Origin of the sequence: Allobosea sp. TAF32 (assembly GCF_052113585.1) — a bacterium.
GTDB lineage: Bacteria > Pseudomonadota > Alphaproteobacteria > Rhizobiales > Beijerinckiaceae > Allobosea.
The window spans coordinates 21,829-38,608 of record NZ_JBFRDM010000001.1; the positions used below are offsets into that span (position 1 = coordinate 21,829).

15 protein-coding genes and 1 tRNA gene are annotated in these 16,780 nt (G+C 67.1%); 12 read left to right on the forward strand and 4 right to left on the reverse strand.

The genetic code is table 11. The annotated features are described in order from the left end of the window. The first annotated feature begins 183 nt into the window (after window positions 1-183). A tRNA-Ser gene (locus tag AB4Z16_RS00100) sits at window positions 184-273 on the forward strand. A gap of 175 nt (window positions 274-448) precedes the next feature. On the opposite strand, the gene AB4Z16_RS00105 is transcribed toward AB4Z16_RS00100, so the two are convergent. Then, window positions 449-1,900 (reverse strand): aromatic amino acid lyase, encoded by a 1,452-nt coding sequence (locus tag AB4Z16_RS00105; protein WP_441509292.1) that lies wholly within the window; start codon window positions 1,898-1,900, stop codon window positions 449-451. Between the two features lie 181 nt (window positions 1,901-2,081). Here AB4Z16_RS00105 and AB4Z16_RS00110 point away from each other — a divergent pair, with 181 nt between their 5' ends. From AB4Z16_RS00110 to AB4Z16_RS00130, 5 genes are all read left to right on the forward strand, one after another. Further along, complete coding sequence (locus AB4Z16_RS00110; RefSeq protein ID WP_441509293.1) at window positions 2,082-2,951, forward strand: fumarate hydratase; 870 nt, start codon at window positions 2,082-2,084, stop codon at window positions 2,949-2,951. Further along, the gene (locus AB4Z16_RS00115) at window positions 2,948-3,589 is read left to right on the forward strand and encodes a fumarate hydratase C-terminal domain-containing protein (protein WP_441509294.1); all 642 of its coding nucleotides are present in this window, start codon (window positions 2,948-2,950) and stop codon (window positions 3,587-3,589) included. Before AB4Z16_RS00110 ends, AB4Z16_RS00115 begins: the two co-directional genes overlap by 4 nt. Continuing rightward, entirely contained in the window at window positions 3,586-4,569 is a 984-nt protein-coding gene (locus AB4Z16_RS00120) for an NAD(P)H-quinone oxidoreductase (protein WP_441509295.1), read from the forward strand. The genes AB4Z16_RS00115 and AB4Z16_RS00120 overlap by 4 nt, the downstream gene beginning before the upstream one ends. 92 nt (window positions 4,570-4,661) lie before the next feature. Then, entirely contained in the window at window positions 4,662-5,465 is an 804-nt protein-coding gene (locus tag AB4Z16_RS00125) for a DNA-binding transcriptional regulator (protein ID WP_441509296.1), read from the forward strand. An 84-nt stretch (window positions 5,466-5,549) separates the two neighbouring features. Next, the gene (locus tag AB4Z16_RS00130; protein ID WP_441509297.1) at window positions 5,550-6,536 is read left to right on the forward strand and encodes a Bug family tripartite tricarboxylate transporter substrate binding protein; all 987 of its coding nucleotides are present in this window, start codon (window positions 5,550-5,552) and stop codon (window positions 6,534-6,536) included. A 248-nt stretch (window positions 6,537-6,784) separates the two neighbouring features. On the opposite strand, the gene AB4Z16_RS00135 is transcribed toward AB4Z16_RS00130, so the two are convergent. The 3 genes from AB4Z16_RS00135 to AB4Z16_RS00145 are packed head-to-tail and all read right to left on the reverse strand — an operon-like array spanning window position 6,785 to window position 9,460. After that, the gene (locus tag AB4Z16_RS00135) at window positions 6,785-7,714 is read right to left on the reverse strand and encodes a DUF6282 family protein (protein WP_441509298.1); all 930 of its coding nucleotides are present in this window, start codon (window positions 7,712-7,714) and stop codon (window positions 6,785-6,787) included. A gap of 11 nt (window positions 7,715-7,725) precedes the next feature. Further along, on the reverse strand, window positions 7,726-8,646 hold the full coding sequence (locus AB4Z16_RS00140) for a cupin domain-containing protein (RefSeq protein ID WP_441509299.1): 921 nt from the start codon (window positions 8,644-8,646) through the stop codon (window positions 7,726-7,728). 13 nt (window positions 8,647-8,659) lie between these two features. Next, window positions 8,660-9,460, reverse strand: a complete 801-nt coding sequence (locus AB4Z16_RS00145) for an HpcH/HpaI aldolase family protein (RefSeq protein WP_441509300.1) — start codon at window positions 9,458-9,460, stop codon at window positions 8,660-8,662. A 183-nt stretch (window positions 9,461-9,643) separates the two neighbouring features. Between AB4Z16_RS00145 and AB4Z16_RS00150 the strand changes: the two genes are divergently transcribed. The 6 genes from AB4Z16_RS00150 (at window position 9,644) to AB4Z16_RS00175 (ending at window position 16,633) form a co-directional block, all read left to right on the forward strand. After that, complete coding sequence (locus AB4Z16_RS00150) at window positions 9,644-10,654, forward strand: amino acid ABC transporter substrate-binding protein (protein ID WP_441509301.1); 1,011 nt, start codon at window positions 9,644-9,646, stop codon at window positions 10,652-10,654. A gap of 91 nt (window positions 10,655-10,745) precedes the next feature. Next, the gene (locus AB4Z16_RS00155) at window positions 10,746-11,828 is read left to right on the forward strand and encodes an Ldh family oxidoreductase (protein ID WP_441509302.1); all 1,083 of its coding nucleotides are present in this window, start codon (window positions 10,746-10,748) and stop codon (window positions 11,826-11,828) included. A 592-nt stretch (window positions 11,829-12,420) separates the two neighbouring features. Further along, a complete protein-coding gene (locus AB4Z16_RS00160; protein WP_441509303.1) occupies window positions 12,421-14,163 on the forward strand; it encodes an alkaline phosphatase in 1,743 nt (580 codons plus the stop codon). 28 nt (window positions 14,164-14,191) lie between these two features. Next, window positions 14,192-14,659, forward strand: coding sequence for a hypothetical protein (locus AB4Z16_RS00165; protein ID WP_441509304.1), 468 nt, complete (start codon window positions 14,192-14,194; stop codon window positions 14,657-14,659). Then, window positions 14,637-15,338 (forward strand): ABC transporter ATP-binding protein, encoded by a 702-nt coding sequence (locus AB4Z16_RS00170; protein WP_441509305.1) that lies wholly within the window; start codon window positions 14,637-14,639, stop codon window positions 15,336-15,338. Before AB4Z16_RS00165 ends, AB4Z16_RS00170 begins: the two co-directional genes overlap by 23 nt. Then, window positions 15,335-16,633, forward strand: a complete 1,299-nt coding sequence (locus AB4Z16_RS00175; RefSeq protein ID WP_441509306.1) for an FtsX-like permease family protein — start codon at window positions 15,335-15,337, stop codon at window positions 16,631-16,633. The genes AB4Z16_RS00170 and AB4Z16_RS00175 overlap by 4 nt, the downstream gene beginning before the upstream one ends. Window positions 16,634-16,780: the final 147 nt, after the last annotated feature.

Genomic DNA, 16,780 nt, shown 5'->3' on the forward strand with positions numbered 1-16,780 from the left:
GGAATCTCACTCTGCTCCCCGTCACCGTTTGCCGTTCGCGTATCCGGCACCTGCCCCCAGCTTCAAGATGTGCTCATCAGCGGCGCTCGGCGCAACCGCGCGCACAGGTTTTAGTGGGATTGTGCAAAACCCTTCATCTCGGGCCTTGAAAGATGACGGCACGGCGGTCATAAGCAGCGCGCCGGACAGGTGGCCGAGTGGTTGAAGGCGCACGCCTGGAAAGTGTGTATACGGGAAACCGTATCGCGGGTTCGAATCCCGCCCTGTCCGCCAGAAATTCCCAGAGATCGATTCCCGAGCGCACAAGCGCCGCGAGAGCCCGACTGGCTCCGTGAGCGGATTCAGATGGAATCCGGAAATTTGTCAGCTGGCCGATGGGCAGACTGAGCCCAGCAGCGCGGCCGATAGCGGTCGGCACAGCCTGCTTTCGGATCGGTCCGTGGCACCATCAGCCGAGAGAAAGCATGCCCCGGATCTCGGCGTCGCGTTGCCTCATGTGCTGCAGCAGCGGATCGATATGGGGCACCCGGTCGCCCGCCGCGGCGAAAGGAGACGCCTCGCGAACCAGCGCGTGCAGCCGGCGTGTGACGGCACCGAGCGGCGCGGCCTTCCGGACTTCGACAGCTTGCGCGGCGACAAGTAGCTCGATCGCTGCGATCGAGCGGCACAGGCCGGCCACCTCGGCCGTCCTGCGTGCGGCAAGGCCCGCCATGCCGGCCCGGTCGAGATTGCCGTTGGAATGGCTCGAACTGGCGAGCTCATGCACCACGGGCGCGGTCGCCAGGCGCGCCTCGGACGTAATCGCCTTGTGGAACTGGGCCAACCCGTTGAAGCCGGGCAGACCCACGCCATCCTCCTCGATGAGCCCGACGGTGAGCCCCGACCAGAAGGAATCGACCAGCTTGGCGACGCGCTCGGCCGAACCGGTCACGACCGGCGCAAAGCCCAGCCTGGCGACGTCGAGCGCCATCGACAGCGAGACCGTATCGAAATTGGCGACGGAAATGAGCGCCTGCTCCTCGATCGAGACGATCGGGTTGTTCTGGCTCGCGCGCAGCTCGGCCTCGACCTGGCCGTAGGCGAATTCCAGACTGTCCGCCGCCGTGCCGTGGAGCAGCGGCAGCGAGCGGAAGCTGAGCGGGTCCTGCAGATGGCGCGGCCCGCCCTTGGCGAAGAGATAGCTGCCGGTGAGGTAGTGGCGGATGCGGGTGCCGTGCCGGTTGAGCCCGGCGAAGGGGCGCGACCGCAAGGCCGCTTCCGAGACGGTCGACGGGTTTGCCGCGAAACCTTCCATGCTCAGGGCGGCGATCAGGCTCCAAAGGTCGAGACTATCGCGCAGGTCGGCCATGGCCAATGCCGCAGTGCCCAAAGCGAGCGCGCTGGAATTCAGCAACGCCAGTGCTTCGCCGGCCTGCAATTCGATGTCGCCATAAAGTGCCAGCGCCAGATCGGTGATCGGCGCCATGTCGCTCTGGCCCATCGAGCCCCAGATATGGACCTCGATCGCGCGGTCTTCGTTCAGGGCGGCAGCAAGCCGCTCGGCGAGCAGGGGCCGCACACCGAGCCGTCCGCTCGCCATGGAATTGAGCAGCACCGCCATCATCGCCCGGACAGCTTCGCGCGGTGCGAGAGGCCCATGCGCGACGTTGTGGGTTAGCAGGAGCCGGCGGTTGAACTCGCCAATGCGATTGGGCGCGAGCGGCACGCCGGTCTTGGCGCCGACGCTGGTGGTGACGCCGTAGACCTTTTCACCGCGCGCCACGGCGTTGTCGACCACCGCACGGGCGGCTTCCATGCGCTGGATCGCCTCTACGGCGATAGAGACCGGCGCCCGCTCCCGCGCGATACGGACGAGTTGCTCGATCGTGAGATCGAAACCGGTGACGTCCACTTGGCTCATGGCAGATCCGTTCCCAACAAAGCCCGCGCAGCGCAATCACGCCTGACCGATTCCGTCATTAATGGGAAGCGCAGGAGTACGGCCGGGAAAGACCTTCGTTTCATGCCTTGAAATACCGCGCGCGCTTCCGCCCGGATCGCAGGGATCGGCTAGTTTCGCGCCGTCGAAACGGGCGCAGCGCATGGCCATCACCTACGATCTGGTCAAGGAAGTCACCGCCAATCTCTATGATTGGTCGCTGCGCCGAATTCCGGAATCCTCCAAGGCCGAATTCCGCAAGGCGCTGGCGACGGAGACCGAGCCGCAGGCGCGGCAGACGCTGGCCTTCATGCTCGACAGTGCCGAGCACGCCGAACAGACCGGCAAGTTCCTGTGCTCGGATGCCGGGGTTCCCAGCTACACCATCAAGATCGGCTCGGGCGTACGGATGGAGGGCGATATCCGTCAGGCGATCGTCGATGGCTTCGCCGATCTCGCCCGCGCGATCCAGCCGCCGATCCTGCGCTTCGTCACCAATCCGCTGACGAATGAGCGCAGCTATCACGGCAAGGACATGCCGCTGGTTTCCTGCGAGCTCATCGGTGATGTCGAATACCTCGACATCACCTGCGCGCCGAAGGCGCTCGGCGGCGGCCGCTGGGCCGCGATCGAGACACTGGTCAGTCCGAGCCTCGAGGAGATCGAACGCTGCATTCTCGAGCTCGTGCTGCGTGCGGGCGGCCAGCATTGCCCGCCCGTGGTCGTCGGCGTCGGCATCGGCGGCACCTTCGACCATGCGGCGAAACTCTCGAAGGACGCGACCTTGCGCCCGTTCGGCGAGTGCAATCCCGAGCCGATGGTCGCGGCGATGGAGGAACGCCTGACCCGCGCGGTCAACCGGATGGGCTTCGGCCCAATGGGCGTCGGCGGCGCGACCACGACCTTCGGCGTCCATGTCGAATACGCCTCGGGGCATGGCTTCACGCCCGTCGCGGTCTCGTTCAATTGCTGGATCAACCGGCGCACGCGGGCTCGCATCTACAATTCGGGCATCGTGGAGCGGATCGAATGATGGCCCCCTCGCCCCGGCGCCTCTCCCTGCCCTTGACGCCCGAAGCCGCGCGGGCGCTGAAACTCGGCGATGTCGTGCTGCTCGACGGCGACGCCGTCGCGACTGTCGGCATGCCCACGCAGAAGCGCATGGTCTCCGAGCTCGCCGCCGGCCGCGAATTGCCGCTGCCGCTGCGTGGCGGCTCGTTCTTCCATATGGGCGTCAGCTATGAGGAGGGCGAGGCCGGTCCCGGCCCGCTCCACTACGTCAACCCGACGACGTCGAGCCGCTTCGACCAGCTGATGCCGACCCTGATCCGGACGCTGGGCCTCACCGCAACCGGCGGCAAGGGCGGGCTCGGGCAGGAAAGCGTCGCGGCGATGCGCGAGGCCGGCTGCGTCTATTTCTCCTTCGTCGGCGGCGCTTCCGCCCTGCTGAGCCAGGGCGTCCGGGCGGTGACGGACTGCGCGTGGACCGATCTCATCATGCAGTTCCGGCTGAACCGCGTGCGGCTCGACGGCTTCGGCCCGGTCATCGTCGCCATCGATGCCCATGGCAACTCGATCTATGAGCGCCTGATGACATCGGCCCGCGCACGGATGCCCGAGATCATGCAGTCGCTTCGCTCCTCTCCAGACGAGACAGAGACACCACGATGAAAGCGATCGAAATCACCCGGCCGGGCGGCCCCGAGGTTCTGGCGTTCGGCGAACGTCCGTTGCCGCAGCTCGGCGCCGCCGATGTGCTGATCCGGGTCCGCGCGGCCGGGGTCAACCGCCCCGACATCCAGCAGCGGCGCGGCCTCTATCCGCCGCCGCCCGGCGCGACCGACCTGCCCGGCCTCGACGTTTCCGGCGTGGTCGAGGCTGTTGGTGCCGATGTTGCCTGGCCCAAGGTCGGCGACAGCGTCTGCGCGCTCGCCAATGGCGGCGGCTATGCCGAGTTCTGCGCGGTTCCTGCTTCGCAATGCCTGCCTTTGCCGGAAGGGTTCTCCTTCGCGCAGGCGGCTGCTCTGCCGGAAGTGTTCTTCACCGCCTGGAACAACGTGATCTGGCTCGGCCGGTTGGCTGAGGGCGAGACCCTGCTGGTCCAGGGCGGCACCAGCGGCGTCGGCATGGCGGCGATCCAGATCGCCAAGCGGCTACGCGGGGCGCGCGTGATCGCAACCGCGGGAACGGCCGAAAAGCGCGCGGTCAGCCTGGAGATCGGCGCCGATTACGCCATCGACTATCGCGGCGACTGGGTCGCCGAGATCGAGGCCGCGATCGGCAAGGAGAAGGTCGATGTGGCGCTCGACGCACAGGCCGGGCCCTATACGGAAAAGCAGCTCGGGCTGCTCGCGCCCGACGGACGGGTCGTACTGATCGCCAGCCATCTCGGCCAGATGGCGGAGGTGAATGTGCGCAACATCGTCCGTCGCAGGCTGACCCTGACGGGCTCGACGCTCAGGCCCCGAGACGCCGCCTATAAGGGCCGGATCGCCGCCAGGCTTGTGGAACAGGTCTGGCCGCTGCTCGCCAGCGGCGCGATCCGCAGCCATATCTGCGCGACCTTCGACTGGAGCGATGTCCGTGACGCGCACGCGCTGATGGATGCCGGCGAACAGATCGGCAAGGTCGTCCTGACCATGCCGGGCTGAGTGCCGCAGGCGCGATCTGAAAAACAGCGAGCAAGCGCGGGGCAATCTGCTCTAGAGTCGGCGTTCGTCTCCGTCATGCCGGACTCCTCAGAGTGTTCTCGTTCGCGCCCGTTCAATCCGTTCTCAAGGCCCTCAAGCTGCTGACCGAAGTCAATCGCTTGAGCGCGGCCACCGTCGGCGAATTGCATCGCCGCACCGGCCTGCCGAAGCCGACCATCGTGCGCCTGCTCGAGACGCTGATCGAAGCCGGCTATGTGACGCGCGACGAGCGGATGCGCGGCTATCTTGTCACGTCGCAGGTGGCGCATCTGAGCTCTGGCTTCCACGGCGCGCCAATGGTGATCGAGGCCGCCCGCCCCTGGGCGACGGCGCTGACACGCCAGATCAAATGGCCCTGCGCGGTCTGCCTGCTCGACTACGACGCCGTCATCGTCCGCTTCAGTACGATTCCCGACAGCCCGATCTCGCCCTTCCATGCGACGCTGGGTTATCGCCTGAGCCTCGGCGGCCGGGCGCTCGGGCGCGCCTATCTCGCCTTCTGCCCGGATGAGGAGCGCGCCGTGCTGCTAGCGGCGATGCGGGCTTCCTCCGACCCCGAGAATAGCAGCCTGACGGACGAGGATATCGAACAGCTGATCGCGCAGGCCCGCTGGCGCGGCTATACCGAGCGGGATGCGGCCGCCGAGCCACGCAACTCGGCCACGGTCGCGGTGCCGATCAGGCTCGGCGAGCGGGTGCTCGCAACCTTCGGCGTCACCTTCTTTCGCTCGGCCGTGGCGAACCCCGACGACAAGGCGCGGATCATCCATCCCCTGAAGAAGGCTGCGGCCAGCATCGAGGCACAGCTCGAAGCGCTGTCGCAGTCGATGGGCGTCGCATTTCAAGGTGAGAAATAGCCTGCCTTTTCCGCGGGCCGCCGGCCGGCGGCCCCTAGTCTCCGGCCAACACGTCCGAAGAGGCGTTGTCCGGAGGAGATCTCGATGGAGCGACAGCTCTCACGCCGCAGTTTCATGGCCTCGATCGCCGGAGCCGGGCTCCTGGCCGGCCAGCGGCAGGCGCTCGCCGACACCTGGCCAAGCCGCCCCACCAACATCGTCGTTCCCTTCCCGGCCGGCGCCTCGACCGATGTGGTCGCCCGGCTGCTGGCGGAGCGGTTGCGTGGCGAACTGGGGCAGGGCTTCGTCGTCGAGAACAAGACGGGCGCCGGCGGCAACATCGCGGCGACCAGCGTCGTCAGGGCAGCGCCGGACGGCTATACGCTGATGTTTTCTTCCTCGGGGCCGCTCGCGACCAACAAGCTGCTCTACAAGAAGCTGTCCTTCGATCCGCTCGCCGATTTCGCGCCGATCGCGCTGCTGGGCGACGTCCAGGGCATCGTCGCGGTCCACCCCTCGCTGCCGGTTTCGTCCTTCGCGGAGCTCGTCGCCTATGGGAAAGCCAATCCGGGCAAGCTGACCTTCGGCAGCCCCGGCTTCGGCCTGATGGGGCACATCACGGGCGAGCTGATCCAGCGCAAGGCCGGCTTCGAGATGACGCATGTGCCCTATCGCGGCTCGGCACCGCTCGCGACCGACCTGCTGGCGGGAACCGTCAACGTCGCCATTGATTTCCTGCCGAGCTACATCCCGCATGTGAAGAGCGGCGCAATCCGCGCGCTCGCGGTCACCAGCGATCAACGCGCACCGCAACTGCCTGAGGTACCGACCGTGGCGGAGGCGGGGCTTGCGGATGTCAACGCGACGGGCTGGTTCGGGCTCGTCGGCCCCAAGGGGCTGCCCGAGCCGGTGGCGACGCGCCTCGCCGCGATCACCCGCGCCTATGTCGACAGTGCCGAGGGGCGCGAAAAACTCGCAGTGATCGGCGTGCGGGCCCGCACCGGCGATGCCGCCGCTCTGCGGGTCGCACAGACGCAGGAAATCGCGCGGTGGGCGGATGTGATCAAGGCCGCGGGGATTTCACTCGACTAGGTTTTCCAGCTAACGATGGCGCAGGGATGCGCGCGGAGAACCCCTCTCCCGGATGGGAGACGGGCAGGGGCGAGGGACCGCCGCTGTTCATTGGAGCGCGGCGGTCCCGTTGTGTCTCCTGCGGGTAGGACAGGCCCTCATCCCTGCCCTTCTCCCATCCGGGAGAAGGGTTCCCCGCGCCCTTCATTTTTCCAACGCTCCTACCCGGAAGAAGAGTCCGCGAGACTAGAGATGGATCGGGTTGGGTCCTAAGCAGCGTCCAACCCCAGCAGCTCCGCCGCATGGCCACCGGTCATTCGCTTGATCTCGGCTTCCGTGAACTGCAGGTCGAGCAGATGGCCGACGATCTCGCGATAGCCGTCAACCGGGCGCGGCGAGCCGACGAGGCCGAGATCGGAGCACAGCACGGTCTTCTCGACGCCGGCGACCTCGATGACGCGGCGCAGCTCCGACGGCTCGAACTTCTTCGACTTGCCCTCGACGAACATGCAGATCGAATGCTCCATCACCGCGCCGAGATCGACGAGATGGCGGATTTCCGCATCGCTGCAATGGTTGACCATGTAGGTCGGGTGATTGACGAGCAGCTTCTTCACGCCACGCGCCCTCGCTTCCTCGAACACCGCGAAAAGCTCCGGCGTCGAGAGATGGCCGCCGGCGAGGATGATGTCGCCGGCCGCGATCAGGTCGAGGATCTGCTTGACCTCGTCGATGAGCTTGCCATCCGCGCCGAAGGCCGTCAGCGGGATTGGATCGAGCATCTTCTGCGCTGTCTTCGGGAAGGTCTTCACCGCGCCCGAGGCGAGCACGTCGATGTGGTTCTTCGCCGAGAGCGTCGGCAGCCAGACGATCTTGCCGCCGAGCTTGATGGCATGGTCGACCGCATGCGGGTTGAATCCGCCCGAGGCATTGTTCAGCGCGATGCCGGAGAACAGCCTGACGCCGGTATCGGGCACGAGCTTCTCGAGCAGGATCGCATGGGCCGTGCCGAGGTAGAAATGGTCCTTGTAGACGACGGCGCGAAACCCGGCTTCGGCGGCGTCCAGCATGGCCTCGTGATGGTCGAGGATACGCGGCATGGCGGCCGGGCCGCTATGGCAGTGAAGGTCGACGGCACCGACCAGGAGGTCGGCGATCTGGCGGCTGCGCGCATCGGCATTCATGGCAGTGGCAGTCATGTCCATGGCCCTCACGCGGTTTCGCCGGGCATCGGATAATCCGCGGCGTTGATGACCCAGCCGGGCTTCTGCGAGAAATCCAGGCGGGGTGGGGAGAAGATGTCGATCATCTGGTTCAGCCCGGGCAGCACCGAGCGGGAGGTGTGGATCGACGGCGGCGGGATCACGGTGAGCGAAGGCGCCGCCATCAGCTCGTGCTCGTCCTCGCGCCAGATCCGCATGTCCGGCGTCCAGGGCCAGCGGATGTCGTGGATATAACCGCCGTCGATGACGAGCGAGCCCTGCTCGAAATCGTCATGGTGATGCGGCGAGAGCGCGGTGATGTCGCGCAAGCCCATGCGCGGATCGAGGATGTTCACCATCAGCGTGGTGCAGCGGAAGATGCGCCCGAAGCGCCCTTCGCCGCCACCGGCATCGAGACTGTAGCTGCGGATCTTCCAGCCGCCTGTTGGCTCCGGCCATGGCTTGAGCAGCGCGACATTGGCGTGGGGCTGCGCGTAGGAAGCCGCATTGGAGCAGGCCGCGGCAAGATCGGGCGCGGCGCTGGAGAAGATGCGAATGAGGCGGCCCGTGCCCGTCGTCGTGATGCGCGATGCGCCCGGCGGGATGAAGGCGATCGAGCCGCCCGGCACGTCGACGGTCGCGCCCCCGGCGGAAACCGTCGCACCGAGCGTCTTCTCGGGCAGGATCAGGCAATACTCGTCGGGCTGCGATGCTCGCTCCAGCACGGCTCCGGCCTCGACATCGGAATAGGCGACGATGAAGTTCTGCCCGCGCGCCAGCCAGGTCTTGAAACCGTCGCCGGCCTGCTGCGGCTCCTGCGCATAGAAGCGGGCGTAGTCGGCGCCGGCATAGGCTTTGACCGCAGGTGCCTTGGCCGCCGGCTGCGCCGACAATTGCGAGCGTGGATCGCTGGAAGGATAGTTCGACACGGGTTCGGTACTCCTATCGCGCTGCGGAGGCTTCGACCCGGCTTCGGGCTGCCTGCATTTGTGAGAGCGCGTCGGTTGCGGCCTTGCGCAAAAAGCCCTGGTCCGAAGAAAGGATGAAGGCGCTGGCGCCGCGCTCGGCGAAGGCGGCGGATTCTTCGCCATTATCCGTCATCACGCAGACCGGCTTGCCGGCCGCTTTCGCCGCCCGGAAGATCGCGTCCACAGCATCGCGAACCACCGGAGCGTCGCGATTGGGCGCGCCGAAGGCGACCGTGAGATCACCGCGACCGATGAAGACCGCATCCAATCCCTCAACGGCGAGGATCGCGTCGATCCGTTCGATGGCCGACGGGTCCTCGATCATGGCGATGGTGGCTACGGCCGCGTCGGAGGCATCGACGAGGTCCCACATCTTCGAGCCGCCATAGCGGCCGGCGCGGGTGACGCCGGAGAAGCCGCGCCGGCCGCCGCGATAACGGCAGGCGGCGACGAGCGCCTCGGCATCGGCCACATCAGCGATATGGGGCGCGAGGACCCCGACTGCGCCGCAGTCGAGCACCGACAGGATCGCGTCCGCCGCGAGCGTGGGAACGCGGACGACTCCGGAGATGCCGGCCGCGCGCGCCGCCAGCAGCGCGATATCGGTCGCGTTGCGGTCGAAGGGGGCGTGTTCCTGGTCGACGACGACGAAGTCGAAGCCGCTATGGCCGAGAATCTCGGTGGCGTGAGCGGTGGGTGTCTTGATGAAGCTGCCGGCCAGGAAGGCGCCACTGAGAAGGCGCTGGCGGAAGCTGTTGGGTGCGGGAGCTTGCATGCTGCAACGTGCCGGTTTCGGTGGCGGCGATGATGGCACCAGCTCTGCCGAGCGCGGCCGGAAGTTGCCGCGTTTCACGCTTCGAAATGCATTGATGCGTGCCTGCCCTTTGGTCAGAAAGGCGGCAAGATCGAGCCAGGTTCAATGAAGCGGCGGATCGCACCGTCTGAAAGGCCATCCCAAATGAAGAAGCGCCTCCTGCTGATCGCCGGCCTGCTGGCCGCCTCCGCCCTGCCTGCCGCTGCCGGTTCGCTCGAAAACGTCAGGAATCGCGGCGAACTGGTCTGCGGCGTCAGCCCGGGCGTGGCCGGCTTCTCCGTCCCCGACGAGAAGGGGCGCTGGGGCGGCTTCGATGTCGACATCTGCCGCGCGGTCGCGGCCGCCGTCCTCGGCGATGCCGGGAAGGTGCGCTACACCCCGCTCAGCCCGAAGGACCGTTTCGTCGCCCTGCAGACGGGCGAAATCGACGTCCTGTCCCGGCAGGCGACATGGACCCTCGGCCGCGATACCCAGATGGGCCTGCGCTATGTCGGCATCGCCTATTATGACGGACAGGGTTTCATGGTCCGCAAGTCGCAGAACATCGCCTCGGCCAAGGACCTTAACGGCGCCTCGGTCTGCGTGCCGACGGGCACCACGACGGAGCTCAACATCGCCGATTATTTCCGGGCGAACGGCATGAAATACGAGGGCGTCGCCTTCGAATCCGGCGACCAAGTCGCCAAGGCCTTCGAATCCGGCCGTTGCGACGTGTTCAGCAACGATGTCTCGGCGCTCTCCGCCTACCGGCTCAAGCTGGTCAACCCGGCCGAATACGTCATCCTACCGGAGCTGATTTCGAAGGAGCCGCTCGGCCCGGTCGTGCGTCAGGGCGACGAGACCTGGACCAGCATCGTGCGCTGGTCGCTCTACGCCATGATCAATGCCGAGGAACTCGGCATCACCGCCGCCAATGCGGAGGAGCAGAAGCGCACCGGTTCTCCCGAGGCCCAGCGCCTGCTCGGCGGCAACGGCAATTTCGGCGAGTCGATGGGGCTGAAGCCAGACTGGGCCCTCCAGATCGTCAAGCAGGTCGGCAATTACGGCGAAGTCTACGAGCGCAATGTCGGCGCCGGCTCGAAGCTCGGCATCGGGCGCGGCCTCAATAAGCTCTGGACCGCCGGCGGCCTGCAATACGCTCCGCCGGCGCGCTGAGCGACATCGTCCCGATCCGGCTCCGCCGGGATTTGAAAACTGGCTTGCACGCCCGGTCGTCGCGCCGGGCGTGCTGCATCGAGGCGAAGCGATGTCGGTTTCGGATGTCTATCCTGCGGAAATCCTGACGGGCTTCGCCGTCGCGCTGCTCGAAGCGGCCGGGGCGCCGCCCGACAATGCGACCCTGGTGGCCGAGGCTCTCGTCGATGCGGATATCGAGGGGTTGGCCTCGCATGGCTTGCTGCATCTGCCAATGTATCTGGACCGGATCGCAGGAGGCTCCGTCGATCCCTGCGCGAGGGGCGAGATCGTCGCGGATCTGGGCTCGCGCCTGACGATCGATGCCGGGAACGGGCTGGGGCAGGTCACGGCCGAGCGGGCCTGCGAGATCGCAACGGAGCGGGCCACCGCGCATGGCCTTGCGGTGGTGGCGGTGCGCAACGCCTTTCATTTCGGCGCGGCCGGACGCTTCGCGCGGAAGATCGCGCTGAGCGGACAGATCGGCATCGTCATGGCCAATACACGGCCCATGCTGCCGGCCCCCGGCGCTGTCGAAGCCGTCGTCGGCAACAATCCGCTGGCGATCGCCGTCCCGACGGGCGGAGAACCCATTACGCTGGATTTCGCGATGAGCGCGGGCGCCATGGGCAAGATCAGGCTGGCTGCCGGCAAGGGCGAGCCGATTCCGGAGGGCTGGGCGCAGACGGCGGAAGGCCAGCCAACACGGGACGCTCGAGACGCGCTGCTGGGCACGCTCCTGCCAGCCGCGGGGGCCAAGGGCTTCGGCCTTGCCGTGATGGTCGATCTTTTGGCCGGCGGGCTCTCGGCCGGCGGCATCGGCGAGGCGGTGCAACCACTCTATGGCGACCTGGCCCGCGCCTATGGCAGCGCCAACCTGTTCATGGCGATCCAGGTCGAAGGGTTGCGGCCCCTTGCGGAATTCGAGGCTGCCGCCTCCGGTTTTGCCGATCGCATCCGCAGCTCGCGGACGGCTCCGGGCGCCGGCCCCGCGCGTCTGCCGGGAGATCGCGCAGTCCAGGCCAGAAGCCGTTTCGACGGCGCCTCTCGCCTGGGAGGAGAAACGCTCGATGCATTGCGCAGCCGCGCTCGCCGCCTGGGAGTCGCGATCCCCATCGCTCTCAGCGAGAGCCGGTCAAATCAGGATCGGGATTGAGCGCGAACATGCATCGCCCTGCCGCAAAGGCGGCTGCACGACCATTCAAAGCAGAAGCACGAATGGCTGGCGCGCCATTCCGATTCAAGCCTCGGCTTTCGGGCCTCTGACCGCCATGAGCATCGCATAGCCGAGCAGGCTGAACGCGACTATGCCGAGCAGGTTGAGAGCGACGTCGATCATGTTGGCAGCCTGGCGCAACGTAAGGTAAATCAATCCTTACCTGCATGCGCCCGGATGCGCCAGCCCCGGTAGCTTTATCCTTAGGTCACGCTCTCCGTCGCCAGCTTGAATGCATAGGCCAGCGCAATGAAGCCGATCAGGCCCAGCATGCTGAAAATATCCATGTCTTTTCCTCGGTGAACAGCCCGCAGCATGCCGCCCCGTTCCTAAGACAGGGGTCGCGATTTCGTTCAAATTGTTCCCAATAGCGTTCGCGTCGATGCGTGCGCCTCTCGCCGCCAGGCTCCAATGACAGGCGGATCGACGGAGCCGAAAATCGCGCGGCCCGGTCGCCGCGAGTTTGTTCAAACTGTCACGTTCCGGCCTTAGGCGAGGGCCACCGGCACGAGCATTTAGGCGGAGAACCACAATGCGCGCATATCAATGGCTGGCGGCGATCCTCGCCGCGGGCGTCACGGGAGGGTCAGCCGCCGCGCAGACCGTCTATCCGATCGACCGTGCCGAGATCCTCGAAGGCTCGCGGTTCGATTTCAAGGTCGAATTCCCGAACGCGCCGACCTCTGCCGATGTGAACGTCACCATCAACGGCAAGCCGGCCGCCGAGGTGTTCGGCCGTCCGACCAGCTTCATCCAGAGCGAGGAAGGCCAGAAGCACTCCGCCCTGTGGCTGCGCGGCGCTTCGCTGCCGGCCGGCCGCTATGTGGTCGAAGCCACGCAGGGCGGCAACAAGGCGACCGTGAACTGGGACGTCTTCGCCACGGCCCAGCCGCGCCGCGCCAAGAACGTCATCCTCTTCATCGGCGACGGCATGTCGGTCGCCAATCGCACCGCCGCGCGCATCCTCTCCAAGGGCTGGAAGGAAGGCAAATATGACGGCGAGCTCGCCATGGACGACATGTCCAACATGGCGCTGATCTCGACCTCGGGCACCGACTCGATCGTGACCGACAGCGCCAATGCCGCGCATGCCTACACCACCGGCCATAAATCCTGCGTCAACGCGCTCGGCGTCTACTGCGCCAAGAACGCGCTGACCCTCGACCATCCGAAGGTCGAGACCATTGCCGAGCTCGCCAAGCGCCGCACCGGCATGTCCGTCGGCGTCGTGACCAACTCCGAGATCGAGGACGCGACCCCCGCCTCGATGGTCGCCCATACCCGCCGCCGCTCGGACTTCAACGACATCGTCAAGATGTTCTTCGACGTGAAGCCCGACGTGATCATGGGCGGCGGCTCGCCGAACTTCCTGTCCAAGGCGACGCCGGGCTCGAAGCGCACCGACGAGCAGGACTTCATCGCGAAGTTCAAGGAAGCCGGCTACACCCTCGCCACGACCAAGACCGAGATGAACGCGGCCGTCGCCGCCGGCCAGAAGAAGCTGCTCGGCCTCTACAACACCGGCAATATCGACGGTGCCTTCGACCTGCGCCTCGCCAAGAAGGGCACGATCTCGAAGTTCCCGGACCAGCCTGATGTCGTGGAGCAGACCAAGGCCGCCATCGACATGCTGAAGGGCAATCCCGAAGGCTTCCTGCTGATGGTCGAATCCGCCCGCATCGACAAGTACAGCCACTCGCTCGACTGGGAGCGTTCGGTTTTCGACACGATCATGCTCGACAACGCGGTGAAGGTCGCCAAGGACTTCGCCGGCGAGCGCAACGACACGCTGATCATCGTCGTCCCCGACCACGCCCATCCGATCTCGATCATCGGCACCTATGACGACGAGCGCCCCGGCCAGCAGCTGCGCGACAAGCTCGGCGTCTACAACGAGTCGCTGCCGCCGAACTACGGCCCGCTCGATGCCGAGGGCTATCCGACCGACATCAACACCTCGCGTCGCCTGGCCGTCGTCTATGGCTCGTATCCGGACACCTGCGATACCGGCCGCCCCGCCATGGATGGCGAGCGCGTTCCGGCCGTGAAGGGCCCGGACGGCAAGGCGAATATCGCCAACGAGAAGGACTGCTCGGGCCCGCTCGCGACGCGCAAGGTCGGCAACCTCCCGCTCGACGCCAATAGCGGCGTCCACTCGGCCGACGACGTCATCCTGACGGCGATGGGCCCCGGCGCGGAGCGCTTCCGCGGCCACAAGCCCAACACCTTCGTGTTCCGCGTCATGACCGAAGCGCTGGCTCTCGGCGGCAAGTGAGCCGATGATTGGGGCTGCGGAGGCATCCATGCGCCGGCGAAACCCCACCGTGACCATCACCCGCCGCGGGGCCGAGTTCGGCCTCGCGGCGGCGAGCCTTGGCGAGCCGGCCCGCGCCGCCGCCGAGACCGAGTCGATCTCCTTCGACGGCCTCTACAAGTCTTTCGGGGTTCTGGGCTTCCAGTTCTCCGACAGGGTCACTGCCCTGCGCGGCAAGACCGTGCGGATGGTCGGCTACATGGCGCCGCCGCTAAAGCCGGAAAGCCATTTCTTCGTGCTGACGCGCGAACCGCTCGCCATCTGCCCGTTCTGCCAATCCGATGCCGACTGGCCGGTCGATATCGTCGTCGTGTTCATGAAGAACGAGACGGCGATGGTCAGCGCCGGCCGCAAGGTCGTGGTAAGCGGGCGGCTGGAGATCGGCTCTGCGACCGATGCCGAGACCGGCTTCGTCAGCCAGATCAGGATCGCCGATGCCGGCTTCTCCCTCGCCTGAGGCGAGCGCGCAACGGCTCGTTCTCGCGGATATCGCACTGGATCACCGCGACGGCGATGGGCAGTCCTTCCGCGTTCTCGATATTCCCGCACTGGTGATCGAGCCCGGCGCCGCGCTCGGCATCAGCGGCCCGTCCGGCTGCGGCAAGTCCACGCTGCTTCATCTGATCGCCGGCCTGCTGCGCCCTGGCACCGGCTCGGTGCGCTGGGGCGAGACCGAGGTATCCGCCCTGCCCGAAGCCCGGCGCGACCGCTGGCGCAGGCAGACCCTCGGCTTCGTCTTCCAGGATTTCCATCTGGTGCCGGAGCTCGATGTCGCCGGCAACATCGCCTTGCCTGCGAGCTTCTCCTCCTGGCGCCTGAGCACGTCCGGCCGCGAACGCGCCCTCGCGTTGGCATCCCGCGTCGGGCTGAAGGACCCTCACCGACGGGCCGCGGTTCTCTCGCGCGGCGAGCAGCAGCGCGTCGCGATCGCCCGCGCGCTCTTCAACGCACCGCGCCTGATCCTGGCCGACGAACCGACCGCCAGCCTCGACGCCGATCACGCCGATGGCGTCGCGGACCTGCTCGCCGAGACTGCGCAGGAGAGCGGCGCCACCCTTATCTGCGCATCGCATGACCCGCGCCTGCTCGCTCGGCTGGCGCAGAGGCTCGATCTCAGGGCGGGACACGCGGCATGAACCCCTGGCCGATGGTGCTGGCCGATCTGCGCGCCCTGCGCTGGACCGCGCCGGCGATCATGCTGCTCGTCGCTCTCGCAGTCGCCACCGGGATCGCGATCGGCGCCCAGGAACGGGCGCTGCGCCAGGGTTCAGCCCGGGCTGCCGATGATTTCGACCTGATCATCGGCGCTCCCGGCAGCCAAACGCAGTTGCTGATGTCGAGTGTCTATCTGCAGCTCGACGCGCTGCCGCTGCTCGACGGGCGGGTCCTCAAGGCGCTGGCGCTGGACGAGCGCGTCGGGAGTTTCGCGCCGGTCGCCTTCGGCGATGTCAGCCGCGGCTATCCGGTCATCGGCACGACGGCCGCCTTTGCCTCACGATGGGGCCGGATCGCGCCGAGCGAAGGCCGGCTTTTCACGACGGAAGGCGAAGCCGTGCTCGGCGCCGATGTCCTATACCGGCTGGGCGACACGATCGAACCCTCCCACGGCGTCGCTGGCCATGTGTCCAGACCCGGCCAGGCCGACGAGGAGGAACTCAGCCACAGGCACGAGGGCCATGGCTATACCGCCGTGGGCCGGCTGCCGCGGCTGGGTTCGCCCTGGGACCGCGCCATCCTGGTGCCGATCGAGAGCGTCTGGGAGGTCCATGGCCTCGGCAACGGCCATGCCGAGGAGGCACGCGGCGACGCTCCGTTCTGGCACGCCGGGTCGGGCACAGGCGATCGACGCCCGGCCGAGGAAGCCCGGATCGGGCCGCCCTTCGACGGCAAGCGCGTGCCGGGCGTTCCGGCGATCGTGGTGAAGCCCAGGAGCGTCGCCGGCGCCTATGCGCTGCGCGCGCAATACCGGCAGGGCGGAACCATGGCCTTCTTCCCGGCAGAGGTTCTCGTCTCGCTCTACGGAGCGCTCGGCGACATGCGGGACATCCTCGTCGTCGCCTCCGCCTCCAACGCGGTGCTGATCCTTGCCAGCGTCGTGCTTCTCCTCATTGCCGTGAACGGGCTGCGCCGGCGTCGCTATGCGACGCTTCGGGCGCTCGGCGCGCCGCGCTCCTATGTGCTGCTGGTCACGTGGATCGGCACGATCGTCCTGATCGCCGCGGGCTGCCTCATCGGGCTGCTGCTGGGCGTGATCGCGACCCATGCGATCTCGGGCCTCGTCGCGGCTCGCACGGGGCTTTCGCTCTCGCCTGCGATCGGCCTGGGCGAGCTCGCGCAGGCGGGCCTGCTCTGCGTCGTGGGAAGCCTGCTCGCGCTGTTGCCGGCGGCGATCTCCTATCGAAGCCCGATCATCCAGGACTTGAGGGACTGAGGCCTCCGCCGGACAAGCCGGGGCGAGCCTGACGCAGGGCGCCCCTTCGCCGGCAAGCGCTTCTCACGGAATGGGCGAGCCCCTACGGTCAGTGCGCCAAGCGGCCAACGCCCGGCCACGACATCGACGCGAACCTGCTCCGGAAGG